The organism is Paraburkholderia sp. CHISQ3 (assembly GCF_030464945.1).
Taxonomy (GTDB): domain Bacteria; phylum Pseudomonadota; class Gammaproteobacteria; order Burkholderiales; family Burkholderiaceae; genus Paraburkholderia; species Paraburkholderia megapolitana.
The window spans coordinates 194,969-206,651 of the sequence record NZ_JALPRG010000011.1 but is presented as its reverse complement, the minus strand read 5'-3'; the positions used below and the strand labels follow the sequence as shown (position 1 = coordinate 206,651).

The window sequence follows — 11,683 nt, the reverse complement described above, 5'->3', positions numbered from 1 at the left end:
CGCAGTTCACACGCAGTTTTAAAGCATCGGCAACACCGCCGGGAGGCATGCCTCCCGGTACGCGTTTGTCATCGGGTAAAGACCCGATGTCGCAGCCACGAATGGAGCATCCGACATGAGCTCGACGACGTCCTCGACGACAGGAACCAGTCCCACCGACGTAAGCAATCTGCTTGCGCAGGCGGCACAGTCCATTATCAGCGGCTCGACGAAATCGACGCTCGACGTCAATTCGCTCGTCTCGGCGCTCGTCACCTCGAAGACCGCCGCGCAAAACGCGACGATCACCAACAAGCAGACACTCGACAACACCCAGCTCACCGCGATCGGTCAGCTCAAGTCAGCGCTGTCGGCGCTGGAGACGGCGGTGAGCGGTCTTGCCGACGGCACATCGCTGGCTGCGTTCTCGGCTACCGCGAGCGGCAACGGCATCACGGCGACGACGGCGACCACCGGCGTGAACGCCGGCAGCTACAACGTCAACGTCAGCGCGATTGCGACCGCGGACAAATATTCATCGTCGGCCTTCACGAGTTCGACGAGCGTGGGCACCGGTACGCTGACGCTGTCGCTGGGCACGAGCGGCTCGATGACGGTCAACGTCGACTCGACCGACAACTCGATCACCGGCATCGCCGCCGCGATCAACGCATCGTCGAACAACCCCGGCATCACCGCGACCGTCGTCAATGCGACCGACGGCCAGCATCTCGTACTCATGTCGAATTCGACCGGCGCGGCCAACACGATTTCGATGACCGCCAGCTCGGGCCTGAACAGCGCGCTCAACACGTCGAACATGACGGAGCTGCAGAAGGCGCAAGACGCGAGCCTGACGATCGACGGTGCGCAGGTGACGAGCCCGACCAATTCGATCAGCAACGTGCTGCCCGGCGTGACGATCAACCTGACTGCCGCCGCCGTCAACACGCAGCAGACACTGACGGTTGCGACGAGCACCACCGCGCAAACCACCGCGATCACCAGCTTCGTCACGGCGTACAACAACTACGTGACCACGGCAGCGTCGCTGTCTTCGTACAGCTCGACGGCGGCGTCGGGGACGCAAGCAGGCCCGCTGCTCGGCGACGCGATGTTGAACTCGATTACGAACGGACTTGCGTCGATCATCAGCGGCGGGGTCACCACCGGGAGCGGCACGTTCAGTCTTTCTTCGATCGGACTGAACCTGCAGGACGACGGCACCATCGTGACTGATTCGGCCGCGCTGCAGACTGCGCTGACGGCGAACCCGGGTACCGTGGCGGCGCTCTTCAACACGACCAATGGTATGGGCGTGCAGCTCAACAATTTCGCCAACACATATGTGCAGACGAGCGGCACGATCGACCAGCGCACCGCTTCGATCAACTCCGATCTGACGAGCCTGTCTTCGCAGGCCACAGCACTGCAGACTTATTCGAGCACGCTGAGCGCCCAGTACAACGCGCAGTTCACCGCGCTGAACAACTTGATGGCGACGATGCAGAACAACACGCAGTATCTGAACCAGCTGTTCGGCGGCAACGGTGCGGCCGGTACGCTGAACAAGACGTCGTAAGCGGCAATCTACGGGGGAACGCAGCATGTCACACGAATCGTTGTCGCGTGCATACGAACTAAGCCAGGCGATGAACGCCGCGGCCACGGAAGGCGACTGGCTGTATGCGGCGGAACTCGCCGATACGCGCTCGCCGCTGCTGATGTCGCTAACCGCCGAACAAACGCCGGAAGCCCTCGCGACGATTCGCGCGATCCAGGACATCGATGCGGAGATCGAGCGCATTGCGCAGCGTGGCCGAGACGCGCTGATGAGCGATATGCATGCTTCGATGCGTCGGGTAGAAGCGGTGAGTTTCTACCAGGCTACCGGACAGCTCTAGTTATATCCAGTCACATCGAGTCACACGCAGTGACCGAACACCGCACTAGTCGAATGCGGGGTATTCAAGTAACCCTCGATGCCGCAGCGATGCGGCTTTTTTTTGCCTCTCATTTTTTGCGTTGTCGTACGCGGCGAGTGCTTCAGGCAACGCGGCGAAGCCACATCTCCCTGAAAGCCGCTTCGAGCTGCCTCGCGAAACGCGGTGCGTCGCATAGCGGCGATTGCAGCACCTGCGCGCGCAACCCTGCACGCAATGCGACAAGCCACGGCAGATCCTGCGCGAACGCGATGGCTTTCGCGACGTAGTCGTCATCGTCGGTGGCGATCCAGTCGGACAGTCCCACTGTGTGCAACACCGTCTCGCCGAGATGCGACAGGAAGCGATCGCCGCGACGACTCAGCACCGGCACGCCCATCCACAGTCCTTCGACACTCGTCGTGCCACCAGGGTACGGAAATGGATCGAGCGCGAGGTCCACGCGATTGAACGTCGCGAAGTACTGATCGCGCGGCGACGGCCCTTCGAGTACCAGACGTTCCGCCGCGATACCGTGCGCAGCGAAACGTTCGAGCGTCGCGCGCTGGGTCCACGGTTCGTTCAGTTGATGGTTCTTCAACAGTAGACGCGACTCTGGCAACGCTTGCAGGATGCGCGACCACACAGCGATCACACCGTCGTTGAGTTTCTTCTGGTTGTTCAGGTTGCCGAACGTGACGGCGCCGCGTGCGAGCGCCGGCAGCGGCCCGATGTCGATCTCGCGTTCGGGTAGCGTGAAGCACAGGTAGCTGTCGGGCAGGCGCCAGAGTTGCTCGACGAAGTGCCCTTCCTCGTTCGTCGGCAACACGTGCCGGTCGCCGAGTACGTAGTCGATCTCGGCAATGCCGGTCGTCGCGAAGTAACCGAGCCAGCTCACCTGCACAGGGGCCGGCTTCCATGCGAACACCGGCAGCCGGTTGCGTCCGGTGTGTCCGGACAGATCGACGAGGATATCGATGCGATCGTCGTGAATCCGTTGAGCGACCGTTTCGTCGCTTTGATCGACGATGTGGCGCCACGCTGCGAAACGCGGGCGCAAACGCTCCGTCAGTTCGTCGTGCAGCAGCGCATTCGAATACGCGATCGGTTCGATGCGAGTACGGTCGAGATGCGTCAACACGCTTTCGACGAAGTAACCGACCGGGTGCTTGCGCAGATCTGCGGAAACGAATCCGATACGCAACGGCCGCGCAGCGAGCGCGCTACTACGTGGAGCGCGTTGGTGCACGAAAGGCCTCGCACGCGCGCTCATACGCTCGCCGAAATAGCGCGCATCCCGCAGATGCGCCTGCGGCGACCAACCGGTCGTATACGACTGACCGAACAGCACGCAGGTATGCGACTCGGCGTAGTCCGGATCGAGTGCAAGCGCTCTGCGGTAACTATCGACGGCCGCATCGAAGTCGTTCAGGTCGGCGAGGATCATGCCGAGATTGTTGTGAAACGAAGGAACATCGTCCCTCAGCGATAAGGCTTTGCGACTCATTGTCAGCGCCTGCTGCGCGCGGCCCATGCGGTTTAACGCGTTTGCGAGGTTGTGATATGCGTCCGCGAAATCGGGCGCAACCGCAATCGCGCGTTCGTATGCCGCCACGGCTTCCTCGAGACGACCCTGTCCATTCAACGCGTTGCCGAGTGTGTTGTGCGCGTCGGCACGGTCGGGCGTTAGTGTTGCGACCGTCGTGAAAGACGCGATCGCCTCGCGATAGGCGCCGCGCTCCGTCAGTGCGATGCCGAGGTTGTTATGTGCAACGACCAGGGTCGGTGCCGCCGCGATGCTCGCGCGATAACATTCGATCGCCGCATCGAGATGCCCCTGCTGCTTCAACACGTTGCCGAGGTTGTTATGCGCCTCCGCGAAACCGGGTCGCGCATCGATTGCCTTGCCGTAGCTCAGCGCAGCCGCGTCCAGTTGCTGCAGATCCTTCAGCGCGTTGCCGAGATTGTTGTACGCCTCGGCATAACCGGGTCGCAACGCAATCGCCTGCGCGCAGCTTTCCATCGATCCGGCCGCATCACCCGACTCGCGCAACGCATTGCCGAGGTTGTTGTGCGCTTCGGCGTAGTCGCCTTTCAGCGCGACGGCGCGACGGTAGCAGTCGATCGCATCGGACAACGCGCCACTGTCCTTCAGCATGTTGCCGAGGTTGTTGTAGTAGATCGCATTCGGATTCGCTGCGATCGATTCGCGCATCAACGCGATACCCGCTGCGGATTCGCCGATCTGGCACGCGAGCAGCCCGGAGAAGTGCAACGCGTCCGCGTGTTTCGGCAGCACGGCAAGGATGCGTTGATAGCGCGCATGGGCCTCTGCAAACCGGTTCGCCTGGTGATGTGCAAGCGCTTCTTCGAGCAGGCGCTGGATCGTCTGCGCGTCCGGTACGCGACGCGACGGTGTCGAATCCGCGCGTTGACGGTACATGCCTGCGAACGCCGCTTCGAGGTGCTTCGCAAAGCGCGGAGCATCGCATAACGGCGAGGTGAGTATCTGCGTCCGTAAGCCCGCGCGTAATGCGGCGAGGTGCTTTTGATCCGCGGCGAATGCGACGGCCTTCGCGACGTAGTCATCGGTGTCGGTGGCGATCCAGTCGGCGAGACCCGCCGACTGCAGCAGGCTTTCGCACAGATGTCCGAGGAACCGGTCGCCGCGACAGCACAGCACCGGCACGCCCATCCAGAGACCTTCGACGCTCACCGTACCGCCCGGATAAGGAAACGGGCTCAGTGCGATGTCGACGCGGTTGTACGCGGCAAGATACTCGTTACGCGGCGAGCGGCCTTCCAGAATCAAACGCGCACCGTCGATGCCAAGCGCCGCGAAACGCTGCAGCGTCGCGCGCCGCGCGAACTCATCGTCGAGTTGCTTCGCCTTCAGGAAGAGGCGCGACCCCGGCACTGCGTTGAGAATCCGCGCCCATGCCGACACCACTGTGTCGTTCATCTTCATCAGATGGTTGAAGCAACCGAATGTGATCGCGCCATGCGCGAGCATGGGCAGCGTGCTCACATCGACTGCTTCGGTGGGCGGCGTGAAGCACAGGTAGCTGTCCGGCAGGCGCCATACGCGCTCGACGAACTGCTGTTCCTCGTCGGTGGGTACGACGTGGCGGTCGGCGAGCACGTAGTCGATCGAGTGCAGACCCGTGCTCGCGAAATAACCGAGCCAGCTCACCTGCACCGGCGCGGGCCGCCATGCGAACACCGGCAGCCGGTTGTGGACCGTGTGCCCCGCCAGGTCGACCAGGATGTCGATGCGATCGTCGCGGATGCGGCGCGCGGCTGCCTCGTCGGTCAGTCCCGCGAGCGGTGTCCACGCTGCGAAGCGCGGCTTGATGCGCGCGGTCAGCTCGTCTTCGACGTGACGCGTCGGGTACGCAATCGCTTCGATCCGTTGTGGATCGAGATGCGCCAGGATGCTTTCGAGAAAGAACCCGACTGGGTGCGTCTTCAGGTCGCCGGAAACGAAGCCTACGCGTAGCGGCCGCGATGGCGCGCGATGGGGCGTGCGATCGTCGGCGGGCCAGTCGGTGAACGGTTGTGCGAGTGTCGTCGCCTGCTCGCCGAAGCGCAACGCCTGAGTCAGATAATCGGCGGGCGACGTGGCCTCGCGATAGCTCAAGATGAACAACAGGTTGCTATATGGCTCCATCAGATCGGGCTGCAGTTCGATCGTCTTGCGATAGTGATCGATTGCGCCTTCCAGATCGCCGAGGTCCACGAGCGCATTGGCGAGATTGTTATAAGCCTGCGCGTAGCCCGGTTGCAGCGCGATCACCGTGCGAAAGCTCTGCACCGCGGCATCGTACTGACGCAGCTCGCGCTGCATGTTGCCGAGATTGTTGTGCGCGTGAACGTAGTCGGGTTGCAGTACGAGCGCCTGCCGGTAGCTTTCCGTCGCCGCCGCGTGATGGCCCATGCGACCGAGTGCGTTGCCGAGATTGCTGTAGAAGATCGCGCTCGGGCCGACGGCGAGCGCACGCATGATCAAGTTGACGGCTTCTTCTAGCCGGCCCTCGTGATACGCGATCAGGCCCAGCAGATGCAGCGCGTCGGCGTGATCGGGCTGCGCCTGCAGGATCTGTCGATAGATCGCCGAAGCCTCGGCAAAACGGCCCGCGTGCTGGTGCGCGAGGCCTGCTTCGATCGGCGTGGGTAGAAGCTCGACGCCAGGAGAGCCGGTCGTGTTCACTCGCCGGATTTCTGCGGATTGCGTCGATTGTCGGCGCGCCGGGACAATGCGCCGGACGCCGGATTCTGGTTACTGACGGTAGCCATGAAGCGAATCCACCCTTCTCTCGGTTGAACTGTGCGCGCCGCGGACGCAAAGCCGCACTGTGCGATGACAGCAGCTTAGCGTTTGCGGTGGTTTGTCAATCGAGGGAACAAGGGCCGGTTTTGGGGGTATTTTCGGCGGGCGCGATGAGGTGTCGGAGGTCGCGGAAAGTGCGAACTGGGCCGGGTAAGTGAGAAACCGCTGTCACAGTTCGTGCAAAAGTCCGGGCGGCCGACACTTCACGCGATGAGTCGGTCGCGCGCTACTATCGCTGATCGTCCCGGAAATATCTGCAGATTTTCCGCAAACGGACGGTCACACGCGCGAATCTCGGATTTCAACTGGCGCACGTCAATCGAATCTTCGAAACGTCAAAACGAAACAGCAACGGGTCAGATGCAGGAATTGGAAAAACGGGAGGCACGTCATCTGGATCCGACCAGGAGTATCCCGATGTTCGAATATACGACGTGGGAAGGCCCGCGTGGCCGCCCAACGGATAGGGGTAGCACGACCACAGCTGGTACATGCGCCTGTCCTCAAACATGACGTGCGCGAGTTGCCTTTCCTCGATCTCGTACAACAACACATTGAGGCTTCGACCGGCTCCGCCCACGTTGCCCAACCCATGTTCATATCTAACGATGTTGCCATTGACCAGACGGATGCCCCAAAAACCGTCCAAGGCAACTTGTGCTGTCGGATTGGAGCCGACGGATATCCAGATCATGTTTGCGACGGCGCGCAACTGCGCTAAATCACCCATCGCAAGTCTGATGTCCGAACGACGAGCGATCGTAGACTGCACCTTTCCATCAATCGGTTTCAACTCGAAATCGATAACGGAGAACGTTCCGGTATCGAAATCAACCAGTCTCGTCGTCGTTCCGCCAAGTCCGCCGACCGAAACTGTGAACCCATGGCGCAACTGCTTGAATAGGTATCCCTCCGGGAGGGCTGCCGATGAGCAATTTGCGCCGCATGTTCGCTCCGATACGCGAGACCCGAATGCGGCTGTATCCACTAGACGCACGGTACGAGGCGGACGCGCGTCGACGGAGTGCAGGTAGCCGTCCAGCGTACCGATCTCGGCCGAGAATTGCTGCTTGATATGCTGTTGCGCAAGAATCTGATTGCCTTGATCCCGGGTATTAGACGTCGCAGAAACTTGCAAGGCGGCGTCGTCCGATGCGCCATTGATCTGGTACCGGCGCTGAGCAAATTCGCCATACGTCAGTTTCTGCTGCGAGAGCGCGACGGTAAGCTGGCGCAACTTCGCTTCGGCTACGCTTGCGAATGCCGCTCTTTGCAGAAAGATCGATTGCGCTATCGGCGTTAGACTCGACGACGTTAGATTGATCTCATTCTCCTGTTTTATGCACGCATCGCGGAGTTCGTTCCACTTTATGATCAAAGGTACTTCGGCATTCGTGGGAAAAGCATCAAGCGATGCGTGCGCGTACGAGGCCAACGACGACGGATCGTAAAAGATCTCAATCTTGCTGCGGATGGGGTCCAGATCGGGCGTAGACATAGTGGCTACACATTCTTTGCGCCATCCATCGATTCGAGCGCTGATCTCCTTGTATCCGTCGGAGACCGCTTCGTTTTGGGGCGTGCTCGCAGAAGCTAACAGCACCCTTGAAGGATTACTGATTCCATACATCGTTGCCGTTGAAACCGGCCCGCATGCCTGCATCCCGAAATCAGATCCACAACGGGAAGGAGGATTGGTTGATACAGGATGATAGGAATTGCAACCGCTCAGCAGCGCGATAACGGTCAATGCCGCAGTATGTTTTCTCATCGTGGATTTCTTCAGGCGGCTTTTCCTGGAGATTGGAGGCATCGCGCCCGTGGTCGACCGGCATCAATCCGGCCGATGTGCTCGTATCCGTTAAATGACATCGCGAATGTGAAAATGGCTGCTGTGTCATCCGGATCGGGCAAATCTGATTCGCTTATCTGCGTTTGCATATCGAGAGGTTCGAAGTCAGAATCTACGCGTGCCGCCTCTTCCAGTCGAAGGCTGGAATGTCAATTCGCTTTGCGACAGATCCATCCCAGGACACTTCGAAGCCAGCGGCCGATAGAAGCGCTGTAACTCGATGTCCCACTGCGGAGCTACGTTCCTTATCATTGGCCAAATCGCCAAAAGCAATCATGACTCCGTTCCCTTCCAGGGCCCGCTCAACATCCTGTCCGTGGTAAAAGCAGTATCCGTGGTAGTGGCCCTTCGGAGCCTCTCCCACTACTTCTGCTACGTCCGAGTCGCCGTCTGACATTGTGTATCCGGCGTTCGACAAAGCACAGATTCCTTCCTCGTGAAGGCTATGGAAAACGCGATCGAGGCGATCGCAATCTGTCTCCGCCGGCCAGGACGATTCTGCGACAACCTTGCGCTGAAACTCCGACTCAAGGAAGGCTTCCAACCGACTTACCTCGCAGTCTGGCTCCAGGATGTCGTCCATCATCTCGCGGATCTGGGCAGCTTCGTAGAACCCTGACCACACCCACTTGGTGATGCACTCAACTATGTAGTCTTCGTTTTCTGTCATGTTATTGCCCCGTGATGCTCTTTTGATGTAAGACACGTTTGATTGTCGACGGTCCGAATGGTGTTGTCGAACGCCCTTTCATGCGCAAACCTTGATTCGCGGCGGACGTCTCAGTGCGACCCGGAACAGCCCTTTACTTCTTCAGAATGCGGTCATTAGGAGGCAGGCATCGGCGACCTACTCGAGCATTGTTCCGGCCAAACCCTCGATTAAAGAGTTAGTCGAAATCGATCCTGAAGGCGCACTCATCTTCGTACTGCGGCTTTAGATCGATCAGGACTGAATTCGAGAGTGCAATTGTCAAACTAACCTTCAGGCCCGGGGTAACGCCATCGAGGTGGAAGGAAAACCACCATCCCGATGACGTATCGGCCCAAGACACAAATAGATCTTCGTTGCTGGCGCTCCAAAACTGAATGTTTTTCACCGTTGCGATAGACGCTTCATCACTAATTCTATCGTGGGGTATCGTGATTTGTTCGCCAGCATCACTCCAGTAGGTTACTCGCCCATTTTCTGGATTCGCAAGTTCGAATCCAAGCGGCTGGAGCAACGCCCTGACAAAGCAAAACACGTCCGGAAATGGACCCTTCAATAGCACCGCCAAAATAGGTTTCGCCATGGCGCTTGTGAACTTCAGTATTGGTTGATCGTGGCTCTAGTTGCCAAGGCGAGATCGCGTCGCGATCTTTCACCATTGCCGATTATTGACGACATCTTGTAGAGATGTCGACCGTCCGCTCCTGGTCGGGCGAAGCCGAACGACCATCATCGCTGATCGAGCCAATCCGGCCTATCAAATATCCACAGACCGACCATTCATTAGTCCCGGCACGCAACACACCACTACCCCATCGCAAGACCAAACCAACCCAAGCCCCCCTACACCAACCGCAAATCCCACAACGCATCCAGCACATACTGCGTGGACCGCTCGACATACCCCGCACGATACGCAATCCCAAGCCGACGCCACAACGCCGGCCTTAGCGGCCGCATGACAACACGCTTATCGGGCAACGGTGTAGTAGCCTCATGAGGCAACAGCGCCGCGCCATACCCCGCCGCGACCAGACTCTTGATCGCATCGTTGTAATTAAGCTGAATGCGCGGCGCGGGATGATGCCCTCCGTTCGCAAACCATTCTGTAGTCAAACGCGAGAGACGCGTAGTCGCATCATTAAGAATGAGCGGCTGAGCGGCAAGCCATTCAGGCGTAACGCGAGCCGGACACCGCCAATGCGCCGGCACAAAAGCCATCACAGGGTCGCGCCGCCAGGGCTTTATCACAAGCCCGGCCACCGGAGGCTGCGGCAATGCGACCAGCCCAATATCCAGCGTCCCATCGGCCAACCGGCTTAGCGTTTCATGCGAAGTAAGCACCGCGATCTGAATATCGATAGCGGGATGGTCCTGCCGCAGCACTTCAAGCGCTTGCGGCAAAAGATGCGCAATGGCGCCGGTCGACGCTCCGAGCCGAACGCGTCCGACAAGCCCTTGAACCTGGCGATGAACATCGTCTAACGCCTGTTCCGCGTCGGCCAGCAGCCGACGCGCGCGCTCGACCAGCAACTCGCCTGTCGCCGACGGCCGCACATGTCCACGCTTGCGCGACACGAGCGGAGCCCCGATGCGCTCTTCCAGTTCAGCGATGTGGAGGCTGACCGTCGGTGGCGCCAGATGCAACGCACGCGCCGCGTCGGCAAATGAACCGCGGTCGACAATCGCGACCAGGGTGCGCAAGCGGTCCAGACTGATCTCTCGCATGTCGACCTCCCGATTCAGAAAAGCTGAATATCAAGGTCATGAAATTCAACTTTCGCTATTCTAGCGCTGCGCGGAAGATAACAGGCTCGTTCCACTTGTTATCAGTCACCGGAGTATTGCGCGCATGAGCTCTCCCGTTGTTTTCATCGACGGCGACCAAGGCACCACCGGGTTGCAAATTCACGAACGGCTTCGCGGCCGGACCGATCTGGAACTGGTCACGCTTCCCGCGGCGGAACGCAAGGACTCCAGGCGTCGCGCCGAAGCCATCAACGCCTGCGATATCGCCATCCTCTGTCTGCCCGATAGCGCCGCGCGCGAAGCGGTGGCGGCCATCGTTAATCCTGCCGTCAGAGTGATCGACGCAAGTTCCGCTCATCGCACGCAGCCGGACTGGACATACGGCTTTCCAGAAATGACTCCGGGACAGGCCGAGCGCATTGCGACCACACGTCGGGTCACGAATCCAGGTTGCTATCCGACCGGTGCCATTGGCCTGCTGCGTCCGCTGCTGCACGCCGGGCTCATTCCAGCGAACCACCCGGTCAGCATTTACGCGGTGTCCGGTTACTCCGGGGGCGGGCGCGCCGCCGTGGAAGAACACGAGGGGCCGAGTGCTGTCAACGCGCTGCCGTACCAGGTGTACGGTCTGGAGCTCGCGCACAAGCACACCCCTGAGATCCAGCAGCACGCCGGACTCGCGCGGCGTCCGATCTTCGTCCCTTCGTATGGTGCGTATCGCCAGGGCATCGTGCTGACGGTACCTCTGGATGTGCGGCTGCTGGCACCGAACGTAGACGCTGCCACGTTACACGCGTGCCTCGCACACCACTATGTCGGGGCGGCCCACGTGCATGTCTTGCCGCTGCACGAATCGGCCGTTTTAAAGCAGCTGGATCCGCAGGTACTGAACGGTACCGACGACATGCGCTTAAGCGTGTTTTCCAACATGGAACACGGGCACGTTCTGCTATCGGCAGTTTTCGATAATCTCGGCAAAGGCGCGGCCGGCGCTGCGGTTCAGAACCTGAACCTGATGCTCGCGCGGTAACGGCGCTTCATGAAAAACACCTCAAAGGCTGGATCGATGTCCAACCTTTGAGGTGCAATTGACTAGCGAGGCTTTTCTTTGCCGGGGTGAATGTATCCACTACCCCGGTCTT

General features: G+C 60.0%; 8 protein-coding genes. 3 read left to right on the top strand and 5 right to left on the bottom strand.

The window, feature by feature from the left end:
- The first annotated feature begins 115 nt into the window (after positions 1 to 115).
- Together fliD and M0D65_RS24875 are read left to right on the top strand one after the other, a co-directional pair.
- Entirely contained in the window at positions 116 to 1,561 is a 1,446-nt protein-coding gene (gene fliD / locus M0D65_RS24880; protein ID WP_091017187.1) for a flagellar filament capping protein FliD, read from the top strand.
- A gap of 25 nt (positions 1,562 to 1,586) precedes the next feature.
- The gene (locus tag M0D65_RS24875; RefSeq protein ID WP_091017184.1) at positions 1,587 to 1,883 is read left to right on the top strand and encodes a flagellar protein FliT; all 297 of its coding nucleotides are present in this window, start codon (positions 1,587 to 1,589) and stop codon (positions 1,881 to 1,883) included.
- Positions 1,884 to 2,025: 142 nt separating this feature from the next.
- On the opposite strand, the gene M0D65_RS24870 is transcribed toward M0D65_RS24875, so the two are convergent.
- From M0D65_RS24870 to M0D65_RS24850, 5 genes are all read right to left on the bottom strand, one after another.
- On the bottom strand, positions 2,026 to 6,111 hold the full coding sequence (locus M0D65_RS24870; protein ID WP_266254991.1) for a tetratricopeptide repeat protein: 4,086 nt from the start codon (positions 6,109 to 6,111) through the stop codon (positions 2,026 to 2,028).
- Between the two features lie 421 nt (positions 6,112 to 6,532).
- A complete protein-coding gene (locus M0D65_RS24865) occupies positions 6,533 to 8,002 on the bottom strand; it encodes a hypothetical protein (RefSeq protein WP_266254990.1) in 1,470 nt (489 codons plus the stop codon).
- 193 nt (positions 8,003 to 8,195) lie between these two features.
- Complete coding sequence (locus tag M0D65_RS24860) at positions 8,196 to 8,753, bottom strand: hypothetical protein (protein ID WP_266254989.1); 558 nt, start codon at positions 8,751 to 8,753, stop codon at positions 8,196 to 8,198.
- A gap of 217 nt (positions 8,754 to 8,970) precedes the next feature.
- Positions 8,971 to 9,375 (bottom strand): hypothetical protein, encoded by a 405-nt coding sequence (locus M0D65_RS24855; protein WP_266254988.1) that lies wholly within the window; start codon positions 9,373 to 9,375, stop codon positions 8,971 to 8,973.
- Positions 9,376 to 9,635: 260 nt separating this feature from the next.
- Positions 9,636 to 10,520 (bottom strand): LysR family transcriptional regulator, encoded by an 885-nt coding sequence (locus tag M0D65_RS24850; RefSeq protein ID WP_266254987.1) that lies wholly within the window; start codon positions 10,518 to 10,520, stop codon positions 9,636 to 9,638.
- Between the two features lie 124 nt (positions 10,521 to 10,644).
- On the opposite strand from M0D65_RS24850, the gene argC reads away from it, so the two are divergent.
- Positions 10,645 to 11,571, top strand: coding sequence for an N-acetyl-gamma-glutamyl-phosphate reductase (gene argC, locus M0D65_RS24845; protein ID WP_266254986.1), 927 nt, complete (start codon positions 10,645 to 10,647; stop codon positions 11,569 to 11,571).
- The last annotated feature ends 112 nt before the right edge of the window (positions 11,572 to 11,683 follow it).

Coding starts and splice junctions, on each gene's coding strand:
- M0D65_RS24855 (WP_266254988.1), bottom strand. CDS start 9,375: ATGGCGAAACCTATTTTGGCGGTGCTATTGAAGGGTCCATTTCCGGAC.
- M0D65_RS24875 (WP_091017184.1), top strand. CDS start 1,587: ATGTCACACGAATCGTTGTCGCGTGCATACGAACTAAGCCAGGCGATG.
- M0D65_RS24850 (WP_266254987.1), bottom strand. CDS start 10,520: ATGCGAGAGATCAGTCTGGACCGCTTGCGCACCCTGGTCGCGATTGTC.
- M0D65_RS24860 (WP_266254989.1), bottom strand. CDS start 8,753: ATGACAGAAAACGAAGACTACATAGTTGAGTGCATCACCAAGTGGGTG.
- fliD (WP_091017187.1), top strand. CDS start 116: ATGAGCTCGACGACGTCCTCGACGACAGGAACCAGTCCCACCGACGTA.
- argC (WP_266254986.1), top strand. CDS start 10,645: ATGAGCTCTCCCGTTGTTTTCATCGACGGCGACCAAGGCACCACCGGG.
- M0D65_RS24865 (WP_266254990.1), bottom strand. CDS start 8,002: ATGAGAAAACATACTGCGGCATTGACCGTTATCGCGCTGCTGAGCGGT.